We start from the raw sequence: 24774 nt of genomic DNA on the forward strand, positions 1-24774 counted from the left end.
GGAATACATCTATATGAAAAAAAATGTTTTACTCTGCACCGTTTCTGGACTTCTATTTTATTCTTCAACCAGTTTGTCTTATGCTCTTGAGAACTCTTCTTCTATTAATCTCCCACCGCGTAAAGTAGTAGATACATCCACAACTTTTGATCCATATGATAATTCACCTGATGGAACTGGAACAGATTCAACAATAGACGTAGCCAAATCGAGAAGACGTCCAGGTGCTCCTGCTTCTCCTACGGATTCTTCTAGTGAAAAAACAGCACCCAATTCTACTGTAGTTTCACAATCTGAAAAATTAAATGATTCACAACCGATATCCCCCATACAGCCTAAAAAGCCTGCACAAATCGAAGATATAAGCGCTGGCGTTAAAGCTAAGAACGGTGCAACTGTCACGCTGCATAACAAAAAGATTCAAGATAGATGGAGTGCTTTAGATGCAGAGGGGAAGAATTCAAAAATCGAAATGAACGGGGGAAGCGTTGATGCGGGTTTTATTGCACTCAGTGTATCAGAGGGTGGAAAAATTGAGGCCACAGATATTACAGTGACAGCAGAAACAACGGGGTTGGTCAACATAGAAGGGACAATCAATCTTAAAGATTCAAGCATCCGTGTCACAGGGAAATATGAAGCGAATGGTATTATTTTCCGCAATAATCTCTATCGTGCTCCTCAAAGGCGACATCCACGCAATGCAGAAAGAAATGCCAACGCCATTCAAGAACAAGATATTGCCGGTAAAGTAAATCTAGAGAATACAAAGCTTTTTGTTGAAAATGATACAGGTATCAGCCTTTATGGAACAAACACAAACGGTGACGTCAGCCTTAAAAACTCAGAAATTCATGCCGATATTTTATTAAAAAATATAAAAAATGAAAGCGGATCCACAAACACCCTTACGCTTGTTGCGGACCACTCTTCTTTAGAAGGCCGCGTCAGAACTTCCAGAGATAATAGAACAACTTTTGATCTAAAAGAAGGGACAAAATGGCTCTTAAAGCCCAATAAAAACACTGCAAATAACGATCGTATCTCAGAGGACGATACTATTTCGTATAACTATAGACAGTTTGGTCTTGATGAAAAATCTTTCTCTAATCTTTCTGTATTGCGCCTTACCGACAGTGCCATTATGTTTGACAAGCCTATGGAAGGACATTACCAAACTTTGTTTATAGGGCCTCATCTTTCGCAAGAAGACGAAACAGCACATACAACAGCAGTTTATCATGCAACAGGTGTTGCAGAGATTTATGTCAACACGCAATGGAACAAACATTCTCCTGTCACGGAACAACAAACCGATCGTATTGTGATTAATGGTGATGTATCAGGGAATACCATTGTTCACATCAATCTCCAAGAAACAGATAAAATGATAACCGATGGCTCTGTTGTTTGGGGAGAGCAGATGGCTCCTCTTCCTTTAGGGACACATGGGGTTTCAATCATTCAAGTTTCCGGACAAGCAAACGAAAATTCCTTTACGCTCGCCGGAAACTATATGACAATAGGTGGACAACCTTATAAATATGTCCTCGCAAGCTATAAACCTGGAACATCTCATGAAAGTCAAAGTCTTTTTGGCAATAAGAATGATTTCTGGGATTTCCGCTTACAAAATGCCTACATTGATAAGGATAAAAAAGTTCGAGCACTTTTGCCACAGGTGGCAAACTATTTAACCCTACCTAATACTTTATTTTCTTCTGGATTTGCTGATGTAAACAACCAAAACAGGTTGTTAGATGCGATGCGAACAACAGTCTTTGGCGCAGCAGATCATAAACAGCATAATCTCTTTTTCTCCTCCTACGGCGAGAAAGTCACCTTGTCCTCCAACCGTGGCCCCCTGCGCTATGGTTATGATGCTGATGTGAACTATAAAGCTTTGCAATTGGGGGTTATATTAGCCACTTCGAAAAGCAAAGACATAAGCGCACGTTTTGGTCTTTTAGGAACATACGGAAAACTTGCCTTTACACCAAAAGAGATGCAAGATTCTGAAAAGACGACCCTTGATAAATGGTCTCTCGCCGCTTATAGCACCATCGAGCATAGCAATGGTCTATATCTCAACACGCTTCTTTCTTACGGAAGGTTAAAAGGAAATATTACCACAGCTCTTGTTGGGAATGCTGCAAAATTGGATGGGACTGAAATCCTTAATCTCTCTGCAACCCTTGGTCAGAAATTAGCAACCAGCACAAAAGGGCTAGTCTTTGAACCACAAGCGCAATTGATTTATCAAAATCTCATGTTTGATATTTTCTCAGATGCCAATGGCTTAAAAGTAGACATGGGCAATCCGCGTCAATGGTTGATCCGTTTTGGTGGACGTTTAACAAAAACGATAACAGCTGTTGAAGAAAACAAAGCTGTTTCCTTCTATGGTAAAATGAATGTGATCAGAACTTTTGGTGATGGTAAAACAATAAAAATTGCGGATACCTTTGATCTTGATCCTGCGGGTTCTTCAATTGAGGGAGGCATGGGTGTGAATGCCTATCTTTCTCAAAAGATCGTGCTAAACGCCGACATTAGCTATCGGCAAAAACTGCAAAAAACCGGTGTATCGGGGACCAATGTTTCTGGTGGAATAAGGTATCATTTTTAAAGCAAAAGCACTTTTAATTTCAATAAAATAAAAAGCAGCACAGTGTGCTGCTTTTTATTTAAACGTCTATTTTTAAAATTCTCAAAAGCCGTTATTTTATCAAAATAACATATTGATTTATAATACTTTTTACCAACCAAACAAAAAAACTAGAAAGCTTAGCATTCTCTCATGTCCAAACTGCTCATTTTGAAGCCATCAAAACGCTTTGCTTGCGCATCACAAGCCGAGAAAACTTCGATGCAGTAAAACGGTACAAAAAAAGCATGCCTCTTTATGAACCACAACAAAAAGCAACACAGGGAATTGGCAAAGTGAATCATACGACCCGCTTACTCCTTTGCTATGCACAAAAATAGCAGCTTTTGTACCATTCTTTTGTACTACTCATGAGAGTCTTTATCACTTCAAAAAGCACCCTATCCCTCTTCATGAACACTCTTATGAAATAAGTATGAACATTGAGAAAAATCTCCTTAAAACAAGCATTGAACGGGCAATAACAAATCTATTCTATTTGGGGTATGTTATTTTGTATGAAGCGTATCCGCTCATGAAAGCTCTACCCTATTATTATGATATCTCAACCGCAGCAAAAGGACAAAACAAGTCATTTTGGTTATTGATTAAGAATAGCACCGTAGGAGATGCTTTAAACTTAACAACCAAGATTTTTCTCTGTGAAAAGCAAGTCTGAGAACATGAGTTGAGTGAACGCATCTTAAAAAAATTGAACGGCAAACAGTCTCTTATTCAAGAAATCTCTTCACTCTAGAAAAATAATTTTTGATGGTGGTGCTCAATGGCTTTATCGTTATACCATTCACGGGCGCCGTCGTGAAATGGGCTTGGGTGCCTTAAGACATGTCTCTTTAAAAAAAGCCCGTGAATTGGCAAACCAATGGCGTTCTGTTTTACATGATGGGCGTGACCCTATTAAAGAACGTGAAAAACAAAAGCGTGAAGCAATGCGTAATCTCCATTATTTAAAAGATATCGCTTTGGATACTTTTGAAAGTCGTAAAGCTGAATTAAAAGGGGATGGGAAAGATGGACATTGGTTTGCACCTTTGCGGCTTTATATTCTCCCTAAATTAGGCTGTCTGCCCGTTTCTGAGATTACACAAACAGAGATACGCAATACCCTTGCCCCTATCTGGCATACAAAAGCTGATACAGCGCGTAAAGCACTGAATCGTCTTAATATTTGTCTCAAACATGCGGCTGCCTTAGGATTGAATGTTGATTTACAAGCAACAGAAAAAGCACGCGCTCTCTTAGGAAAGCAACTCCATAAAGCACAAAATATACCAGCCATGGATTGGAGAGATATACCGGCTTTTTATAAAACACTTTGCGAAAAAACAACCCTAACACAACTGGCTTTGCGCTTGCTTATCCTTACAGGGGTTCGTACCAATTCCTTGCGTCATATTCGTGAAGATCAAGTTGAGGGTGATATCTGGACTATCCCTGCTGAGAATATGAAAGGTAGACGTGATGCTACAACAGAGTTTCGCGTGCCTTTATCATCAGAGGCGATGAAAGTAATTGAACAGGCTATTGGGCTGACTTCCTACAATATGAAACACGATATTTTCTTTTCATAAGCCTTCCTGCCGCTTCATAAATACTTCTGAAAATATCTTAAAACGCATCACGGCGAGAGCACTCTTGTTTGTCCTTCACTTCCTCCTCAGATCTGTAAACAATCCAATTTCTTATCAAGAGGGGTCTCACTGTTGATCACTCCTATCAATCCATCTTCTAAATATCTCTGCACCCATCATTCTATTAAAATAACACATTGATTTATCCTCATAAATCATCTTTTACAACTTTAAGACCAAATAGTGTAAGGGTTCTCTCATCACCGCCCTTCTCCTATGGATAAATCAATCAAAATCACTTGTTTTCTCATCACAAGCAAAGGTGTATATAAGTAAAACAAGAATAAAAATATCCCCAGAATCTCAAGTGCCAAAAGCTGTCGCAACATTGGAAAATGATAAAGTAACGTTGCTGAAAAATATGGCAATGCCAACTTGCTTCTTTATAGGGATGAGAGTGTTCTGTAGATTTTATATTATTTCCATGAAGGCTTTATACCTTCATGGATACCGTCACGTCACAGATCGACATCACAAAATAGGCACTATTACAAAATGGATGTGCAAGCCTTGAGAAATATTTCTTTACAATAAGCGCGTATATTGCAAACAATAAATTTATTCTTTTTGAATCGTTCTGTTTTGCATGAGAGGCGCGATCCCATTAAAAACGCAATAAATATAAAAACATGAAAAAATGTATGATCTTCACTCTTTAAAAGACAGCGCTTTAAATTCCTTTAAAAGCTGTAAAGCAAAAAGGTGATGGTAAAAATATCACCTTTACAATTTTATAATTCTCTACCAATGAAGCTCCCTCTCCTTTTCAAATACGAATCCCAACAGAGAAACGCGTACTCCAATCTGGCATACAAAAACGACAACAGAAGAGAAAATACTAAACCGCCTCTTTATCTCAAACATAGAGCTTGCAGTGACTAACCGCTTCATATCACCATACTTTAAAGGAAACGATTGCATAAGGCATCACGGGGCGGTCTTAATATTTCTTGCCCCCTTCCCTAAACGAAAAAATGAAGTACCGACCAACCCACTCTATAAACAATTCTCTATAAACAATCCGTCTTCTCTTAAAGCCGCTTCACTTGGCTCACCACCACACAGGTGTGCGCTTCACATCACCACACTTCAAACAGCAGAGCTTCATAAGATTTAAAAGCAATATTCACTAAAGACTCTAAAAAGTACTTAATGAGGAAAACTTTACATCACCATACTTTTTACATCACAACACTTTAAAGGAGACTGTTGCATAAGGCATCACGGGGCGGTCTTAATATTCTCTTGCCCCCTTCCCTAAACGAAAAAATGAAGTGCCTACCAACCCACTCTGTAAACAATGTTCTATAAACAATCCGTCTTCTCTTAAAGCCGCTTCACTTGGCTCACCGCCACACAGGTGTACGCGTCACATCACCTTAAAAGAAACTGGAGACTCTGTTTTACAGAACAGCAAAATGATAATTTTAAGACCCAAACGCGCTTAAAACATGGAAACTCAACAAACACACTTTTTATTCAAATCACTGCCCTACCTCATCATTATAATCGCGTAGAACAACCGCTATGAATCAAATTTAAATTACTCTTCTAATTCTTTTGCAAATCCAGAGAGTTGCATAGCTTGCGAAAGGTCATTGACTGCATTTAAATGTGTTTGAAGTAGTTCACTATTACGCTGTAATTTTTTTTGTAAATCAGACAGCAAACTTTCAACTTCATGCTCAATATCTTGATTCATGTAGCGTCTCACATCGCTCATCGATTTATTAAGATCACGCAAACCACGTATTTTACATAAATTTATTTCTTCGTAATCTGGAATACCACTGCTCTCTAGCATATTGCTTTCATAATCAACCACTTGGGCTAAACCTTTCACAGCAGCGACAAATTTTGTCATCGCCCAATCACGATCAATAAGATTATTATCAAGAGCTTTTGCTTTTGCTGCAAAACTATCATCACCATATTGCACTACAGACATTTTTATTTCCCCTTCAACCGTATTGTTCAATCTTGCTTTTAAATGAGGGAGATTAAACAGTTTCTCTTCAATGCTGATACACCCAATCGCGCTCGTGACGTGAACATTTCTCAGACAACAGCACGACAATCCTTCAAAGTGCGTACCACTTCAACTTTCAACGTATTCTCTGAAATATTTTCTTGCTTTGCTCCAAAATCATTCTTGCTAGTATACGCATTCACCAAAACGATATAAACTTAAAACCCTGCACAACAATATCGAAACTTCCAAATTTTCCCACACGTTCTCTGTCTATTTCGCCTTGCCTATTTTATCTTTGCCCATTTCATCACCCCCAAGCCTTCAACAGAAAACGACAATGCTCTGACAATAACCTTGACAATAAAAAAACGCCTGCAAAAAACACCTGCCAGCAAAAATTTGCAGCATATAGAGACTTAAGCCCATTAAGAACTTCAGCATTTCATCGATAGCAGCATTTTACCCTCCATAACTTTACGGCTTTTCCCGCACCTAAACCTGCATACTCTCTGATGCCATAAGATAGCACCTTACAAGATTAGTTTGCTCCCACTCAAAAGGAAACACCCCCACCCCAAACTCTTTCTGCATACACGCAGTATTCTGCACAACACACAAAGAGAATGCTCTTTTGAACAGATCAGCCATATAGCACTCTTAAAAAAGACATCTTAAAATAGCTAAATAGCCATCCATCTTTCTTTTTCAATTATCATTTTGCTTTTCTTTGCAATGAGCGACTATATAAGATTTTTTAAACCTTTTCAAGCGTTTCTTAACCCATCCGTTCGAGACGTCTTCAATCACATCTTCACGCGCTTGTTTGAAAAAAACAATCTCTTAAAAGGCACCCGAACCCATTGCGCACAAGTCCATTTTGACAAGTCCATTGCGCACCGGCTCCCATGAATAGTATAATGATAAATCTCCAATCCATTGAGCCGCCACCATCACACACTCAATCCCCCAATGTTACCTCCTTTAGCACTTGAAGACGCTTCATAAGAAGTATACCTTTCTTGTACAGTTTCACACCGTACGGCTCTCTCTACTTGTAATGTTCAAGAAACATAGTTTTGGTTGATTGAATATAAAAAGATTTAAAATAAGATAATATTTCGGTATTCAAGACTCTCACTCAAGCTGAAGAACTCTAGATTATTCTTATAAATAAAAATATTATCAATAAATAACGCCTAACTCTCCCCCTATAACTCTTTGCAAATTTTCCCCTCATCTTCCTGTCTATTATTTCACGGACAGCATACAATCCACTCTTAATATCGCAGCTTTACAGGCACCCTAACCTAAAAACATAGTTTATAATAAAGGCCCAATTTCGACGACATCCCCCTTCTCACCATCACCCCTTTAAATAAAGAAAAGTTTTTAAGCTTGCCGAATATGGTGTATCCGCATATATTACAGGCTGTAACATATTGTTACTCATAAAATCACTTCCAAAAGAACAGAAAGAGATTCTTATGGCTGATCTCGTAAAAGCCGCGATGCTTTATTCAACCTTGATCATTACCCTCAACGCTTTTGTTGTATTTTTAGCGCTCATCATAGAGGTATATTAAGCATAATCTCTTAACTTTTCGTAATCTGTGCAAATAAGCATCTTAATTTTCCATAAGGTCAAAGTAAAATTTTAGCTCTCTAGATAAATCACCTCCCAGTTTCAAACATCACTTGCAACTCTTTTGGTGTTAACCTCTCCTTTTTATCTGCATTTTTAACCACTAGTTTTTGTCTTTTCACGCTCCCTTGAATCCCAACGTCATCCCCGCCTTAAAGGACAGAGTTTTCGAGCAGATCCAATCTGTAAACAATTTATCTTCTTATCAAGCAGCTTACCGAGCCGATTTCACTTAATTTCCTCCCTCAAGGCATATCACGCCCCTAAAGAATAATATTAAAGCTTACGCTAAAAAGCACCACCATCTTGACCTCTATGAGAAAGTAAGCCGCCCCATCATACACTCACCCCCCTCATGGTGCGACACCCCTTGGCTCTTGAGAATAAGTTTATAAGAAGCATTTGTATACCTTTCTTAATCGTTTTTTATTCGCGAGAGAACACTTTCATTTTTGACGTACAAAAAACATGGGGTTGCGTAACTTAACCGAGAACAGATTTGAAATAAGAGAATTCTATGAGTATCGGGGGCTCATTCAATATGAAAAACAACGAACACTCTTTACACATCAAAGCATTGTCCGAAGAATATTCACCAAACAATTGAGAACAAAGAAACCTCATGCGTAAATTTTACATGGGCTCCACCACCACTCAAGACGATAATACTACGGCAAAATTATAATAACAAACACCAAGAAAAAGGCGTACAAACTTGAAAGAAAAAAACAAAAAGACATGGAAGGCGAACAACATCTTAGAGATCCAGCAAAGCCATCCTAGCAACACTGGCTCACACTCTAATTGATGTGATAATATTCACCAATAAAAAGCGGTTTTTTTTAAATAGTTTAAGAAAAATATTTAACTATAAAACGATAATAAGTCCCTTCAGAATGATTTTCCCTCTCTTAAAAACAGAAAAAAATAAATTCCAAATAGATATTTCCCACCTAATTTTTTTCAAAATTAACCGTAAAGCTTAAAGCCATTCTTCGTGTGATAAAATATTTTATGTGTATTAAACACCCCAGCATAGATTGAATCTCATATTTCATCATGTATGCAACCAAGACATTAAAAAAATCAGCGCATAATTTAAAAAAATGAACCGCAACACGCGGCTGCTCATTCCGGTGCAACGACCACAATTAAAAGCGCTTTTTAGCTGAACAGATGACAGTATGTCATCTGTTCCACAAAGAGTGCAAACCGTAAAAGATTAGCTCTTGAAGTCAAAAGCGCCCCAAAAGTTAGAGACAAAAATCCAAAAAACGGAATAAAATCAATAACGGCCCAATCCCTTATTGAGATAATAACTTATTGAATTTTATTTTTTAATGAAAGCCAAAAAGAAATTCCATATATGCTTGTTTAACATGTCGACAATTTTTAGATTTTTCTCTGGAAGATTCCTCCATCTTTTCACATTTCATTCCCCATTCTTGCATCAATTTTTCATCTTTCTTAAAATCTTCTACGCTATAAGTCTTTTCACAACCAGCAACAGCAAATCCAGTACAAAGCAGCAATGCTGTGATAATGACTTTATTCATGATTTAATTCCCTTCTTTTTTTTCTTCAGATTTTTCCTCATCATCATGTACAAAACTTGCGCCAGGCCAATCGTTTCTATGAACTATACGATAAGCTTTGTCTGCATTTTTACAATTTGTTGAATCTAAATCCCCTGATATCATGCATTTCATTGCCCACTGTTCAAGTAATTTGGGATCTTTTTTAAAATCTTCTACACTATAGGTTTTTTCACAACCAGCAACAGCAAGTCCAGTACAAAGCAGCAATGCTGTGATAATGACTTTATTCATCAATAAATTCCCTTCCTTTTTTTCTTCAGATTTTTCCTAGTCGTCCTTTCCAGAGCCGAAAATCCCCCATTTCTTACGCGTTTCTAATTCACCTTTCTCTGCGTTTTTACAATTTTTTGAATCAAAACTCCCTTCAATAAAACATTTCTCTAACTACTGATTGAGTAATTTAGGATCTTTCTTAAAATCTTCTACGCTATAGTTTTTTTTCACAACCAACAACAGCAAGTCCAGTACAAAGCAGCAATGCTGTGATAACGACTTTATTCATCAATAAATTCCCCTTCTTTTAGATGATAAAATTTGGACACAATTGAACGTCCCATAAAAATTGCACATTTGGTCCATTGTGCATTTTCAAAAATTTTAAATCCAACTTCTGTACGCAATTTTTTTTACAATCCCTAAATCAATAGAATGCAAAGAAAGCCCTCCTATTGATAGTGTTGATAATTTAATTATTGTCCTGCTGTTTTTCAGTTTCATTCCCCTTTTTGCTATTTTCACGAAGTTTCTTTGCAAGATCTCTATAATGCTCTTGAAAAAGTTCCATATCGGCTTGTACAAAATTTACACAATTTTGGGATTTCATAAAAGCAGGTGGCTCTAACTTATCGCATTTCTCTTTCCACTCTTTGCGTAATTTTTCATCTTTTTTAAATTCCTCAACACTGTAGTTTTTTTCACAACCAACAACAACAAGTCCTGTGCAAAGTAATAGTGCTGTTAGAATGATCTTGTTCATGAATTGACCCCTCTCTTTATTTTATACTTTAAGAACTTGTTTTATACTTTGAGAACGACATCGTTGGATTCACAAAACCCTGTATCGTGCTCTTACGTATACCTTTCCTTTGACAAACACGAACAGCTTCAACGCCAATATGTTGAATCATGAGAGTTGTTTTATTGGACTTGCATTTGGAATGTTATCTACGCAGTGGCTCTTTATATTTGAACTATTTAGACTTCAGCAGCAATTTGATATCTTGATATTTTCAAAAAGCTTTTTAATCACTTTTTTTTCAAGAATTTTTCTTTTTTTCAAGAACTACTTTATCATGAAAAGCAGCACAAATATCGTATCAAAAATTCACCATAGCTAGATCCATTGCAAGCTTTCTGCAAATGAAACAACAACTCTTTTAATGATTTGATTGCGCTCTTCCTTATTTCTTAATCCGCCGAGAAAGAAAAAACTTAAACGCCCCCTACACTTTTAAAATACCAATAGAAATTCTAAAAAAGCGATCTTATACATTCCTGATAGCCATAGAAAAGATTATTCCTTGACCATCATCAAGTAGCCTTCAATACTCAGACTCTAAAATCATATAGTCTATAAAATCACACAAATGAAAGAAATAATTTTCATATCATACGCGATGATTTCTTTTGGTTATGAGGAAAGCTTATAGCGCACCCACATCAGTCAATTTTATTGATTTTTCCCCCCTGATAAACATGAATATAACTTTAAAAAGGAAGTATTATCTAGCAGAAAAAAACAAACAACGCTACTGTTAATTTACATTATTTATCCATGTATTTTAGTAAAATAAACAACAAAGAACTCCACATTTAAAATCATGATCAAAACAATTGTTATGGAAGAATAAACTGAACTATCCAGCGATGATACAAATAACAAAGGAGATGATGATCACATCCATCGGAGAAAAGTTGAAATGAAGAATTTTTATAGGTTCATGACTCTTTCATGAAATGAATCGTATGAAAAAAACACGTAAAAAATGAGCGCTTTTATTACGATTACTTTCATGTAAAAATGACCGATATCATCTTTTTTTTAAAAAAAACAAACCAACGCACATTTATTATCATAGATCTGTTATCGTATATTATTTTTATTTTCCGTATTTTTTTGCAAGCAATTCGCGCACCTCATCAGCCATTTTAGTTCCACGACTTGCACAACTGACCTTCATTAATCGATGCAAAGTTTCTGGAATATCGATTGTGAGACGCTTCATCCCTCCATTCGCGTTTCCTTTGTGGCTTCCTACCCATGCATCAGCCGTTAAAGGAATAGATTTATTGGTTGGTTTCATACTAATTTTAATTTTTTTATTCATGACGCTAACTCCTTGATTTCCGCTGCAACAGCTTCAATCTCTGCAGCTGCTGGTCCTTGCTTATCAACTTCGTAAACAGCCTTACCCTGTGCTGCAGCTTCTGCGAAAATCACACGTTGTGCAACGCTAGAAGAAAGAACACGCACGGGATATATGCCAAGAGCTTCGTTCACATCACGCCCTATCGCTGTATTGACAATTTTACGATTAATAACAAAAGCAGATTTGAGATTTTCTTTATAAACGCGTGCTTCGTCAATCAACTTTACAATTCCATCAGCAGCCCAAATATCATAGGGACTAGGCAAAACAGGGATAAGCACAAAATCCGAAGCCATAAGAGCACTACGCGCAAGATCCGTCACACGCGGAGGACCATCAATAATAATATGATCATAACTATGACCAATCTGTGCAATCTCTTTGTGAACCGTTGCACGCGGTAAACCAATAACGGAAAATAAAGGAGCCTCTTCACGTGCAGCAGCCCAATCCAATGCGCTCCCTTGAGGATCAACATCAATAAGCAATACCCGTGCACCGGTACGGGAAAAACTCGCCGCCAGATTCACACTCAACGTGGTTTTTCCGACGCCCCCTTTTTGATTCAAAAGTCCAATGATCATTCATTACATCTTTCAGTATTATCGTTTTTACGATTATACTGAAAACAACAAAAGAAGCAAGCATCCAACACCTGCAAAACAACCATTTCTCTTAACTTTTACGATAAAAACAACAGCCCGCAATTTTATCTTGAGAATATTCTTTTAGTATGAAGCCCAAAACATTATGAAGGGAATATTCTTAAAAAGAAAAAAATAAGTTTAAACAAGTGATAGGCTTCTCTCTCCTCGCCTTAAAATGAAGGTTTCTTAAATCCATGCCAATAGATCAATAAGGTCTCTCCATAATCTTCCTTGGGTTTCACCTTTCATGAGATCCTTGCTCCACCCAGACAAACAAGCCTTTTCCTTAAAGAGATAACAAATACCCTAGGAGAATTCAGGGAGAGAATATTGAATGAGAAAAGCAAAATCCATAAAATTGGCTCATTTCCCACTCTCATCTTCAATCAATTAAAATTATTTATCTACCATCACCAGCAAAGCTAACATATGAGAACAAACACAAAAAAAAAGACGTCTTATGAAATATCTGAAATGTCAAGAACGGCTGTCCGCATCGGTGGCGCGTATATAATTGTATCGGTTTGTTCCTTTTCTTGAATGAAAGAAGAGGTGTGTACAATGAATATTATACTCTTTAAATTGATACAGTTCCGTGCGACAGAGTGAAATGAGCTTGAGAAAATAAGGGTAAAAAAGCAATACAATGGAGTGTTCTCTGCTTCGCAAGAACAATGAGTCATCCATAAAGAGCGTTATCTTTTACAACGGTTAATTCATTAAGCACATCTATCTTTAAGCTTGAGAAGGAACAAAACCGCCCCCATCATAAGACTTGTGCCAGCTCGTGGGCATACGATAAGGCTCTTGGCCCTTGAAACGGTAAAAGGCATTTTTCGTCCTTTCTTATACAATTTTACTCCACACGCCCCCCGCTGTATCAGCAAGAGATCTTGACTGATGCAATATAGAACAGACTTAAAATAAGGGAATCTTAGGGTATTCAGAGTTCTAATTCAAGTTCAACAGCACTATATTATCATTATAGATCAATATCTTATTCAAGATCGAATATGTTGCGCTGTGAAATATTATTCACCTTACAACGCATTTTTCCAAGCAAGTCTTCTCGACAAAAAGAATATTTTTGTTAAGATGCCCTTGAAAGATTTTACCTTCTTCATGTCCTCTTATAGACCTCAGAGTATCGTAAAAATCGTGCAATTGGGAATAAACGAAAATGAATTTACAGCAAATTGCTCCTGATATTTTTATCGGCGCTCAAGTGAATATAGAAAATATCAAAACATTGGCAGAAGCTGGTTTTAAAACAATTATCTGTAACCGCCCTGATCATGAAGAACCTCATCAACCTGCTTTTTTGAGCATTAAAACGGTCGCAAATGACTATGGCATAAAAGCCTATTACCTTCCCATTTCTCCTCCGACCATAGAAAAATCAGATATTGAGACCATGCAAACAATTTTAAAAACAGCATCTCTGCCTCTTCTCGCCTATTGCCATCGCGGAACGCGTTCGCTGCATCTTTACCGTTTAGCACGTCTTGAATCATAAGCTTCGCATGCTTCCCATACACTCTAAAAGGCAAAGATTCTTCAATGCGCACTGATCTGTAAAAAAATCCTCTGTCAATCATCGTTGTCTCGTGCCTTCTCCTTGAGCTTCTTCCTGGAGCCCTCTTCATTAGGACACGATAAACGCTTTGCTCTTTAAAGATACAACAAACCTCCACCCCTAAAGCTATAAAAATTCCTGCAAATTGATAAAGCGATTAGCTTTTAAAAGAAAAAAGTCATCGATTTTAAATTTTGTGAAATTGTAAGGTTAAAAGTGTAAGAAGTTAAAAAAACAGTTCTCCTTTTTCTTCTCATCTCTTCTTGCCAAAGATGCTGTATCCTTATTCATTTACGATTCATCATAAATTTTAACGAATCAGAAAGAAACAAGCAGTAAAGTTTTAATTGACAACAAAAACCATACAATTAACTTTGAAAAAGACAATGCCTCAATCAGATCTTCAGATATTCGATTCTCCCTCTCAACAACGCAAGAAACATATATTCCGTGATGTTTTGGAATATATGTTTGTGATGATCATCACTTTAAGTGCTATTTTTGCGAGTTTTCTCTCTTTTTCAGATACAGTTAGAGCATATTTTTAAAAGTAAGTAGCCTATCCAACTTGGAGAGGGGTTGAACTGTCTTTAAAATTTCTTTTGCTTTTTTTTCATCATGGTGCATTTGTGCAATCAGAGGTTCAAGCCCATCAAATTTTTCTTGCCCGCGCAAAAACTGGAAAAAAGAAACGGTACAGCTTTCCCCATAAAGGTCGTCATTAAAGTCAAATAAATAGGTTTCCAAAAGGGGTTCCCCATCTTTAACAACCGTTGGACGACAGCCAAAACTTGCAACCCCATCATATAAAATACCGTTGGCACGACGCAAGCGTACCGCATAAACACCATGAGCCAAACGAACTTGAGGAGGCAACATCTGATTAGCGGTAGGAAATCCCAAAAGACGTCCAAGTTTGTCGCCTTGAATAATATTGGAGCATACCCGATAGTGATAGCCTAACAAATGAGCAGCTTTGTCCACTTCCCCTTGTGAAAGAAGTTGCCGAATAAAACTAGAGGAAATGATCAACGGTTGTGAATCTTGAGAACGAGAAACACCTGGATGAGAAACGCAAGGGACTTGCACGACCTGAAATCCAATTTCTTCTCCTCTTTGGCAAAGAAGAAGAACATTTCCACTTTTCTGATGACCAAATTGAAAATTTTCACCTGTCACCACAACGGAAACATCAAAAATTTCCTTTAAAATCGATTTGATAAATTCATCGGCTGAAAGAGTGGCAAATTGAGCATCAAAGGGCTGTTCAATCACGCCATCAAAGCCAAGGATTTTAAAAATTTCAGCTTTTTCAGCCGCCTCAGTCAAACGATAGACAGGCGCTGAACGTTGAAAAAAACTTCTTGGATGCGGTTCAAAGGTTAAAACAACAGCTGGTTTCTTTTTTATCCGTGCGAAATCAAGGGCTTTTTGCAACACCCCCTGATGCCCACAATGAACACCATCAAAATTTCCAAGTGCCAACACAGCTCCCCGCCAAACTGAGGGAAAAGTACGAATTCCCTGAAGACGCAAAAAATTAGCCATTACTGAAGTGCCCACATGATTGCTTGTGGCCTATAACCATGACGTTCGAGAGAAGAATACAAAGCTTGCTTATCAACCACACCATTTTGCATATAATCATAACGATGAATCCCCCCCATAATATAAAGGGCATCAAGACCAAATTGAGCCGCCCCTTTAATATCCGTCAAAAGACCATCACCAATCGCTAAAATTTGACTTTTTTCTACTGTCCCCCGTATTTTTTGAAGTTTTTCAAAGGCACACTCATAAATAGGCGCATGAGGTTTTCCAGCGATACGAACTTCCCCTCCTAATTGTTGATAAAGACGTGCCAATGCGCCGGCACACCAAAATTCCTTATTTCCATAATGGACAATCACATCCGGATTAGCACAAATAAACGGTAAATTCCGCGCCCTTATGCGACGAAACATCGCCTCATAAGCAGAGGGTTCTTTCTCAAACTCTTCAAGAAAACCGCTACAAACGACAACAGAAGCTTCTCTTTCTTCAACAAATTCACACGTCAATCCTTCAAACAACACCAAATCACGTTGTGGACCAATGAAAAAAACTTTACGCGGTGCAGCACAAATGAGATCCCGCGTAACATCCCCTGATGTGATAATGGCATCATAATAGTCACGATGAACATTCATGCTTTGTAATTGGGCCGCAACATCTTCCCGGAGTCGAGGAGAATTGGTCAATAAAATGACCGTTTTTCCCATTTGTCGAATTTTATACAATGCTTTCAACGCTGGTTCAAATGCCTGTACACCATTATGCACAACACCCCATACATCACAAAAAACAGCATCATAACGTTCTATAACAGTCTCAATATGGGTAAGTTCATTCATGGGGGACCTATCTCTATTTGTCATTGATCAAGCTGTCTTTTACTTTAAAACTACTTACCGAAAGATAATATTTCTGTCATCTGCTTTCTCAAACCATATCCCAACTTTACATCACTTATTAAAGATCATAAGAAATGATAAAATAAATAAGCTATCGTTAAGTCGTGCAAAATTCTAAAACGCTTTATAACAAAAGCTTATCATTCCACAATACTCATTTCTTCATAAAAACTTCAATTCCAACAACAACTGCGTTGATACAGTTTTTTAGCGAAAATACTCAAGTTCTTAATTTGGAAAATAAACAGATTAAAAAACGCCTAAAAATTACTTCCTTAGGGATAAAATCCTTGATTTATAATTATCGTTTATTCTTCAAGCCTCATGAGAAGCCCAAATATCTTTTCTCATTTCAAATCTGTTTATATTAAATCAATCACAACACTTTGTTTGCCCATTCATTGAGTAGAATGAGCAATAAAAACACTTAAAGATAAAGAATAAAATATTTCTTCCTCTCAAACGCAAAAATTGTGGGAGTATTTTGAACTGACAGAGGATTAGAACTATGCGCCATTGTACACCTTTTTTCAGGAAAGATAGAAACATGGCGTTTATCCTATCCATAGAAGCTTTCCCTTGCTACACTTCACGCAGCACCATTCATGAAATGAGGACGAGCCTTGAGAAAGATTTTTTTTAAACAAGCAGATGAAGTGACAAAATCCAAGCTATTCTGTTTTTGTGTGTTGCATGAGGGATGTTCACTCATGAAAGCTTTTCCCTCTCATTATGATATCTCAACCACATAAGAAAAGCCATTTTGGTTATTGATCAAAGACCTCGTGAGGCACCCACAGAGAGCTGAATTTTAAACTCCACAGAGAGATTGTTGCTCCCTTCACAAATGCAGAGCTGAGGACATCATTTTGCTGAGCACGTCTTAAAAATTTGAAAGGCAAACAGTCTCTCCTTCAATAAATCTACCCGTTTTCAGAAAAACGATTTTTATTGCCAAGCTCTTAAAATTATTTTACCCACTGAAAGATATTTTGGTCACATACGCAAAGATCAAGAGGAACGACAAATTCAAAACCTCAAACCATAAATTTATCCCGCTTTGCGTTTTTTTTCGAATTCCGGGAGATTTTGCACTGTCCAGGTGCTTCCCAGCACTAAAAGCAAAATGCTGACTAGGATTCAGTGTTTTCAAGCTCCCGGAATACTAAATGCGAGGGCGCTCGCACTAGGCGGGGACAAATGCAAACTCAAAATCTTAATATTGCCAAGCTCTTAAAATTACTTTATGAATCAAAAGGTGTTTTGGTCGTCTACGCAACGATCAAGTGGGCCTTGAAAACCTAAAACCCTAGCGTAAAAATGAACCCACTCTGTGGGTGTCCCGGAATTCCGGGAGATTTTGCTATGTCCAGGTGCTTCCCAGCACTAAAAGCAAAATGCTGACTAGGGTTCAGTGTTTTCAAGCTCCCGGAATACTAAATGCGAGGGCGCTCGCAACCGGAGGGGGCAAATGCAAGCTCAGAACCTTAATATTGATCTTTTTGTTGGCAAAAAAATTCGCTTGAAGCGAAAAATGTTGGGAATATCTCAAAAAACCTTAGGAGACGCTTTAGGGGTAAGTTTTCAACAAATTCAAAAGTATGAAAAAGGCTTAAATCGCGTGAGCGCAGGACGTTTAAAGGAAATTTCCGATATCCTAAAAGTTCCGGTTTCCTTTTTTTATGCGGATATTATCACAAAAGAAAACACCTCGTACCCTCATGAAGAAATTGCATCAAGCAAAGAGGAATTTTTGCTTTTAAAAAGTTTTAGAGTCCTGACCTCTGTCAAACAAAAAGCCATTTTAAAATTAATTTCTGATCAAAATTAAAATATTTTAAGTGATTTCTATCCTTTAATCTTCTTACTATCTTAAAGAACAAAGCCCTGCAATTTATAAACAACGCGTTTTTTTACAGGTTCTCCTTGATTGACTTTATAGGATAGAAAGCACGACTTTTTCTTCATAAGCCTTCATGCCACTTCATCAATATTTTTCTGAAAATATCTCGCAACACATCATGGAAAGAGTGCTCTCATTGAGCCATCATGAAAACAATTTATGATATAAGCCTTAAATATTGAGCGATACTTCTTTTGACTGTTCCAAATTTGAAAAAGTTCTATCCTCTCCCCTGCGTTTAAAAGGACCAGCTTACAATCTGATGTCTTGTCTAACAGTTTCACTGAGCTGACTTCAACATCTCAAAGGACAATGTTCCATGAAGCTCTACGAGCAAAAACGTCCTAAAAAGTTAACTTCCTGCGCACCTTGAAGCGCAAAAACGCTTCAATCCAATCCAGTCTGTAAATAATGCAACAATCCAGCTTTTTAAGTGAGCACATTGACTTGATTTATTTCATATCACCAACCTCAAGGAACCGCCTCTCATGAGACTGTAAGGTTTGTCCTGATCTCACACATTTTTGCAATAAACATCAAGGAGAATCAATAAAACCAATCACGGGCTTGCAAAGGGGTTGTAAGATCCATTATCTTGCCGCCATTTTGAAGGTTCGGTGAAGTCGCTTGACCAAAGACCAATCTTGTTGTTACGTGCTTTTTCTTCTGCATGATGGTACTGCGTTGGAAGAGGATTTTTGCCCTCCTTTGAGAGCACCAACATCCCTTCTGTAAGACCTGCCTCGGCTAAATCAACCCCTTGAACAAAACATTGCGCATAATAAACACCATTGTGCATAAAAGCCCGCTTACAAGATAAATCCTGATCAAGTGTTTTGGTAACAAGCCAAGCCATTGTAACCACACCACAGGGCCATTCTTGATCCTTTAATTTTGCTTTTTGGCGGGGTGCGCATGTGTCCACACCATAAAGATGAATATCACGAGTCATATGAGATCGCCAAGATTGTGCAGAAGGCGTCAGCAATTTAAACGTAACCCCACTGGTAACCGATGCCCTTCCATGAAAAACAACTGTATTATTGACACCATCACTTGATAAAACTGTCCTCTGCCGATCGAGCACTGGTTTATTTTTTTCAAGCGCAGGTTCATTTTTTTCTAAAGACTGTTGAGTAATCGATTGACTTAAATCTTTTTCTTCCCGATAGAGATCCACAATATCTTGGATATCTTGCGTTTTTAATATTTTAAGAAAGCTGAAATCTATTTTATCTCTATATTGGCTTAATCCCCACACTATGGCCCCCATAATGTAAATAATAACAATCCATTTAAATAGCATTTCTTAACACGCTCGCTCAAAAAGTTCATATTTTTCTATCATTTTACATTATTTATCAGCAATCCCCTTGTTTTTAAAGAAAAAAATATAAATATCTGTTTTGTATATTAACTACATTTTGTAAAAAATAATATTCTCTCTCACCTTATTTTAATATTGTTGTCTTAACCAGAAACACAACTTAAAATTGCCATTTTTATATAACACAATCTCAGTTTGAAAAGACTTCTGTCTCTTTAAGAAGAGCGTTTGAGAGTGAGAAAATCCACGATCAAGACTTTAAAAACAAAAAAAACAAGGAGTTTAAACTGTCAAAAATAACAGAATTCTCCAGTTGTTAGAGGCAATGAAATGTCAACAGATGAACAAATATTGTTTGTTAAAGAGAGGTAAAATGACAGATAATAGATTTCAGAACATCATTTTTATCGTGACCATGCTGCTTTTTACAGCAGTATTTTTGTCCGATCTTTCTTATGCTGCTCCTTCTTCTCCTAGTGGGGGTGATTTCGGGAATCTTGATGGTGTTTTAGGCAACATTGTTACAATGATGACGGGCGCAACGGCAAAGCTCATTGCCATTATATGTGTTGCTGCTGTAGGTATTGGCTGGATGTACGGCTTTATTGATTTACGCAAAGCAGCTTACTGTGTTCTGGGTATTGCGATTGTTTTTGGGGCTCCCACTCTCGTCGGTAAATTAGCGGGCACAACATAAAATGAACGAAGATACCCTTTTCTTGGCCTGTACACGTCCGGCCATGTTTGCCGGTGTTACAATGGAAGCGATGGCACTCAATGTCATGGCAACATCTATTCTCTTTATTTTGACCAGTGGTTTTACCATGTTTGGTTTAGGCATCGGGATGCACTTTATTTTACGTGAAGTGACAAAATATGATCACAACCAATTTCGCGTATTATTTGCGTGGCTCAATACAAGAGGAAAACAAAAAAATCTCAGCCGATGGGGAGGCGGTTCTACCTCCCCCTTACGCCTTGTCCGCACTTATAAGGAACTACGCTGAAGGAACAAAACCGGTGAAACAGATGTCAATGATGAAACGGGAAACTTTGCCTGAAGAATATATTCCCTACATACGCTACATCAACCAGCATGTCATTGCTTTAAACTCACGCTGTTTAATGGTTGTGATGGCTGTTGAAGGTGTCAATTTTGACACGGCAGACATTGATCAACTCAATTCTTTACACAACCAATTAAACACTCTTTTGAAAAATATCGCAGATGAACGGGTTGCTTTATATTCTCACATCATCCGTCGTCGTGAAACAATTTATCCAGAAGGTCATTTTCTTTCATCTTTTGCAACAACATTAGATGAAAAATATAAAAAGAAAATGGTTTCGCAAGAGCTGTATCGCAATGATCTGTTTATTTCACTGCTTTGGAATCCCGCAGCGGACAAGACACAACAACTAGCTTCATTTTTTCAGCGCTTGAGCAAAGCAAAAAAAACACAATCTGAACCCGACGCAGAAGCTATTCGGAAACTCGAAGAGTTAAGCCAAGATCTCATGCAAGGTTTAGAAGAATATGAAGTCCGTCTCCTATCAATCTATGAACATGAAGGACTTTTATTTTCTGAACAAAGTGAATTTCTCCACCAACTGGTGGGAGGAAGACGTGAACGTATTCCTCTTACATTTGGCACCATTGCCTCAACGATTTACTCAGATCGTGTTATTTTTGGGAAAGAAATTATTGAAATTCGCCATGAAAGCAATGAACGCTTTGTCGGCATGTTTGGCTGGAAAGAATACCCTTCAAAAACCCGCCCAGGGATGACCGATGGTTTGCTTACGGTCCCCTTTGAATTCATCTTAACACAATCGTTTGTTTTTAAAAGTAAAGCGGTTGCCAGTGCCATTATGAGCCGCAAGCAAAATCAAATGATTAATGCAGCCGACCGTGCTAGCTCACAAATTGATGCACTGGATGAAGCCTTGGATGATTTAGAGTCAAACCGTTTTGTTTTGGGCGAACATCATATTTCTTTAGCCGTTTTTGCGGATCACCCCAAAATATTGACGGAGAACTTATCAAAAGCACGTTCTCATTTAACCAATGGGGGTGCCGTAATTGCCAGAGAAGATTTAGGATTAGAAGCCGCATGGTGGGCACAATTGCCTGGAAACTTTAGCTATCGTGCGCGTTCAGGCGCCATTACCAGCCGAAACTTTGCAGCTTTATCGCCCTTCCATTCTTTCCCCGTTGGCAAATTGAACGATAATGTTTGGGGAGCAGCTGTCGCATTGCTCAAAACACAGGCTGGTTCACCTTACTATTTTAATTTTCATTATGGTGATCTTGGCAACACGTTTGTTTGTGGTCCATCGGGATCTGGTAAAACAGTGATTGTTAATTTTCTTCTTGCACAATTACAAAAACACAATCCGACCATGGTTTTTTTTGATAAAGATCAAGGAGCGGAGATTTTTGTCCGCGCTGGAGGTGGAAAATATAAACCTCTCAAAAATGGACAGCCCACGGGGATTGCTCCCTTAAAGGGCATGGAATACAATGAAAAAAATAAAATTTTTCTTCGTCATTGGATCTTAAAGCTCGTCACAGCTGAAGGGCAAATTGTAACAGAAGAAGAGCGACAAGATATCGCCAAAGCCATTGACTCTTTAGAAAACTTACCCCCAACACACCGCTCTCTTGGAGCCCTTCAACTGTTTTTTGACAACACATCCAAAGAAGGGATTGCCATGCGGCTACAACGCTGGATTAGAGGCAATGATTTAGGATGGGTTTTTGACAATGATCAAGATGATCTTAATTTAAATGCACAATTCATTGGCTATGACATGACCGATTTCTTAGACAATGAAGAAATTCGGCGCCCCTTGATGATGTACCTCTTTCACCGCATTCTTGATCTGATTGATGGACGACGCATCATTATTGTCGTTGATGAGTTCTGGAAAGCTTTGGAAGATGATTCCTTTAAAGCTTTTGCGCAAGATCGGCTTAAAACAATCCGTAAACAAAATGGCATGATGCTCTTTGCAACCCAAAGTCCTAAAGACGCTTTAAACTCCACAATCGCCCATACCATTATTGAACAATGCCCCACCCAAATATTTTTTCCCAATCAAAAAGCAAATTACAATGATTATGTTGAAGCTTTTAAACTCACTGAGCGTGAATTTGAACTGATACAGTCAGAATTAAGTAGAGAATCCCGTCGTTTTCTCGTCAAACAAGGGCAAAGTTCCGTCGTTGCAGAACTTAACTTACGGGGAATGAACGATGAGATTGCCGTTTTAAGCGGCACAACAAAAAATATTGAACTTATGAATGAAATTATAAACGAACATGGCGCAGACCCTGAAAAATGGCTGCCCATCTTTTATCAGAGGAGAAAAAAACAATGAAAAAATATGGCTTAGTGACACTGTTATCTTTTTCTTTTATTTCTCATGCGCTCTCACAAATATCCCCCGATGCAGACGAATATTATAAGCAAGCGCTCGAGAATACACAAAAACTCGAGGCTGCAAAATCAGAAACCGCTGAGACAATTTATAAGGCTGCTACTGAAACGACAAAAAAAATTAAAGAACTAAGAGATCAACTTGAACAACTTAAATCAAAAATAGAGAGAACAAAAACTGAAACGACATCAGACGCTGACAAAAACTCTAAACTTGAAGAATTGCAGAATCTTCAAGCTCTTCGACAAGAGCTTCAAGTAAAAGTTTCTCTTCTGCAAGCCGATCTTCAAGCGAATGCTTTAAAACTTCAGTCTCTTGATATGATTCAAGCCAGAGATACGAAGACAAAAGAAGAGCTGCGTGAAGAAAAGGAGCAACAAAAACATAAAACACTTCAAACACAATTAAAAGAAAAAGAAGAAAAGCTAAAAGAAAAACTTGAAAGTACTAGTGCAGATGTCAGACTATAATTTTCCTACATTTGATAAGTTTTCTCCCTTTGAAAGCATTTCTGGGTATATTTTAAAGCCCCTCGATAATGTGATGGACACAACGGTGAGTGGGTTATCTTCTGCAATTTCAGCGCCCTTAAATCTTGCCGCAATCATTTTTATTTTTCTTTATGGCTATAATGTTATGACAGGTCGCGTTGCCCTTTCCATGCATAGTCTTCTCAATAATGTTGTTAAAATCGTTGTTGTAACAACGATGGCAACGAATGCGGAAACGTTTAATAGTTATGTTAAAGATATTTTCTTCAATGACTTGTCCAACGCTATTGGAAATGCGTTAAACAGCAATCCTGCAAACTCCAATGTTTTTGATTATATTTTGTTAAAGGCAAGTGACCGCTATCAAGAAGTTTTATACAATGCTTGGTTTTTTGAAAAGATCATTGTGGGTCTTCTTGGTTCTATCATGCTTCTTGCTGTTATTCTCTTTTGTATAGGTGGTTTTATTGTCCAAATGTTTGCCCAAGTTGCACTGGTCATGATTATAGGTCTTGGACCTCTGTTCATTAGTTTATATTTGTTCAATGCAACGCGAAAATACACCGATGCGTGGATTACAACTTTGGTTAATTTTACCATTTTACAAGTTCTCGTAATCATGCTTGGAACAATTATATGTCAAGTTATCATACAGGTCCTCAAAGTTTCCTATGAATCAATCTACATTCTTTTTCCCCCTGTCATCGTCATTTCGATCATAGGTGTTATTATCTTCCGGGCGCTTCCTGGTATTGCCACAGCGCTGGCCTCTGGCGGACCATACTTTAGTGCTGGTGTCTCTTCAGGAGGACAGATCTTCACAATGCTTGCCAATAGTGCAAGAGCGAGTGGTAATGCTGTAAAAAGTGCTGCTTCACAAATCTCAGGAGCTGCCGGGAATGCTGCTAAAGGTGCAGCAGGCGCGGCAGCAAAAGCAGGAAGATTTGGAGGTGGTCGTGGTCGGTTTTAAGATAAAGCATTTCTTTAAAAGAAGAAGCATTTTGGTTTTTGCTTTGCGTGCGCCCTTTGGCGCACGCACCATGATCCTGTTCC

At 37.9% G+C, this 24774-nt stretch carries 18 protein-coding genes and 1 pseudogene; 10 read left to right on the forward strand and 9 right to left on the reverse strand.

Annotated elements, in window-relative coordinates:
* Positions 1-13: 13 nt before the first annotated feature.
* The 3 genes and pseudogenes from NNJ73_RS00890 to NNJ73_RS00900 form a co-directional block, all read left to right on the forward strand.
* The gene (locus NNJ73_RS00890) at positions 14-2629 is read left to right on the forward strand and encodes an autotransporter outer membrane beta-barrel domain-containing protein (protein ID WP_254492299.1); all 2616 of its coding nucleotides are present in this window, start codon (positions 14-16) and stop codon (positions 2627-2629) included.
* Positions 2630-3083: 454 nt separating this feature from the next.
* Entirely contained in the window at positions 3084-3326 is a 243-nt protein-coding gene (locus NNJ73_RS00895) for a hypothetical protein (RefSeq protein WP_254492300.1), read from the forward strand.
* A gap of 67 nt (positions 3327-3393) precedes the next feature.
* Positions 3394-4236: pseudogene (locus NNJ73_RS00900) on the forward strand (tyrosine-type recombinase/integrase); the annotation flags it as partial.
* A gap of 1606 nt (positions 4237-5842) precedes the next feature.
* Here the strand turns inward: NNJ73_RS00900 and NNJ73_RS00905 are convergent.
* The 6 genes from NNJ73_RS00905 to parA form a co-directional block, all read right to left on the reverse strand.
* Positions 5843-6247: a flagellar protein FlgN gene (locus tag NNJ73_RS00905; protein WP_254492301.1), complete on the reverse strand. Its 405-nt coding sequence runs from the start codon at positions 6245-6247 to the stop codon at positions 5843-5845.
* A gap of 3003 nt (positions 6248-9250) precedes the next feature.
* Positions 9251-9469, reverse strand: a complete 219-nt coding sequence (locus NNJ73_RS00910) for an EexN family lipoprotein (RefSeq protein ID WP_254492302.1) — start codon at positions 9467-9469, stop codon at positions 9251-9253.
* 3 nt (positions 9470-9472) lie between these two features.
* Positions 9473-9742: an EexN family lipoprotein gene (locus NNJ73_RS00915; protein WP_254492303.1), complete on the reverse strand. Its 270-nt coding sequence runs from the start codon at positions 9740-9742 to the stop codon at positions 9473-9475.
* Positions 9743-10196: 454 nt separating this feature from the next.
* Entirely contained in the window at positions 10197-10487 is a 291-nt protein-coding gene (locus tag NNJ73_RS00925; RefSeq protein WP_254492304.1) for an EexN family lipoprotein, read from the reverse strand.
* A 1123-nt stretch (positions 10488-11610) separates the two neighbouring features.
* Positions 11611-11838, reverse strand: coding sequence for a hypothetical protein (locus NNJ73_RS00930; RefSeq protein WP_254492305.1), 228 nt, complete (start codon positions 11836-11838; stop codon positions 11611-11613).
* Positions 11835-12464, reverse strand: a complete 630-nt coding sequence (parA, locus tag NNJ73_RS00935; protein WP_254492306.1) for a ParA family partition ATPase — start codon at positions 12462-12464, stop codon at positions 11835-11837. The genes NNJ73_RS00930 and parA overlap by 4 nt, the downstream gene beginning before the upstream one ends.
* A 1243-nt stretch (positions 12465-13707) precedes the next feature.
* Between parA and NNJ73_RS00940 the strand changes: the two genes are divergently transcribed.
* On the forward strand, positions 13708-14043 hold the full coding sequence (locus tag NNJ73_RS00940; RefSeq protein WP_254492307.1) for a TIGR01244 family sulfur transferase: 336 nt from the start codon (positions 13708-13710) through the stop codon (positions 14041-14043).
* A 591-nt stretch (positions 14044-14634) separates the two neighbouring features.
* Here the strand turns inward: NNJ73_RS00940 and NNJ73_RS00945 are convergent.
* Together NNJ73_RS00945 and NNJ73_RS00950 are read right to left on the reverse strand one after the other, a co-directional pair.
* Positions 14635-15651 (reverse strand): bifunctional riboflavin kinase/FAD synthetase, encoded by a 1017-nt coding sequence (locus tag NNJ73_RS00945; RefSeq protein ID WP_254492308.1) that lies wholly within the window; start codon positions 15649-15651, stop codon positions 14635-14637.
* Positions 15651-16496, reverse strand: a complete 846-nt coding sequence (locus NNJ73_RS00950; protein ID WP_254492309.1) for a TIGR01459 family HAD-type hydrolase — start codon at positions 16494-16496, stop codon at positions 15651-15653. The genes NNJ73_RS00945 and NNJ73_RS00950 overlap by 1 nt, the downstream gene beginning before the upstream one ends.
* Before the next feature lie 1531 nt (positions 16497-18027).
* Here NNJ73_RS00950 and NNJ73_RS00955 point away from each other — a divergent pair.
* The gene (locus tag NNJ73_RS00955) at positions 18028-18387 is read left to right on the forward strand and encodes a helix-turn-helix domain-containing protein (protein ID WP_254474533.1); all 360 of its coding nucleotides are present in this window, start codon (positions 18028-18030) and stop codon (positions 18385-18387) included.
* A gap of 631 nt (positions 18388-19018) precedes the next feature.
* On the opposite strand, the gene NNJ73_RS00960 is transcribed toward NNJ73_RS00955, so the two are convergent.
* Positions 19019-19765 carry a hypothetical protein gene (locus NNJ73_RS00960; protein WP_254492310.1) on the reverse strand — a complete coding sequence of 249 codons (747 nt, stop codon included), beginning with the start codon at positions 19763-19765 and terminating at the stop codon, positions 19019-19021.
* A 394-nt stretch (positions 19766-20159) separates the two neighbouring features.
* On the opposite strand from NNJ73_RS00960, the gene NNJ73_RS00965 reads away from it, so the two are divergent.
* The 5 genes from NNJ73_RS00965 to NNJ73_RS00985 are packed head-to-tail and all read left to right on the forward strand — an operon-like array spanning position 20160 to position 24691.
* A complete protein-coding gene (locus NNJ73_RS00965; protein ID WP_254492311.1) occupies positions 20160-20483 on the forward strand; it encodes a TrbC/VirB2 family protein in 324 nt (107 codons plus the stop codon).
* Position 20484: 1 nt separating this feature from the next.
* Entirely contained in the window at positions 20485-20793 is a 309-nt protein-coding gene (locus tag NNJ73_RS00970) for a type IV secretion system protein VirB3 (protein ID WP_254474537.1), read from the forward strand.
* Positions 20794-20815: 22 nt separating this feature from the next.
* Positions 20816-23170, forward strand: a complete 2355-nt coding sequence (locus NNJ73_RS00975; RefSeq protein WP_254493183.1) for a VirB4 family type IV secretion/conjugal transfer ATPase — start codon at positions 20816-20818, stop codon at positions 23168-23170.
* Entirely contained in the window at positions 23167-23700 is a 534-nt protein-coding gene (locus tag NNJ73_RS00980) for a type IV secretion system protein VirB5 (RefSeq protein ID WP_254492312.1), read from the forward strand. Before NNJ73_RS00975 ends, NNJ73_RS00980 begins: the two co-directional genes overlap by 4 nt.
* Positions 23687-24691, forward strand: coding sequence for a type IV secretion system protein (locus NNJ73_RS00985; RefSeq protein WP_254474540.1), 1005 nt, complete (start codon positions 23687-23689; stop codon positions 24689-24691). The genes NNJ73_RS00980 and NNJ73_RS00985 overlap by 14 nt, the downstream gene beginning before the upstream one ends.
* The last annotated feature ends 83 nt before the right edge of the window (positions 24692-24774 follow it).

This window comes from Bartonella sp. B1099 (genome assembly GCF_944801835.1).
In the GTDB taxonomy this organism is placed as follows: Bacteria; Pseudomonadota; Alphaproteobacteria; order Rhizobiales; family Rhizobiaceae; genus Bartonella.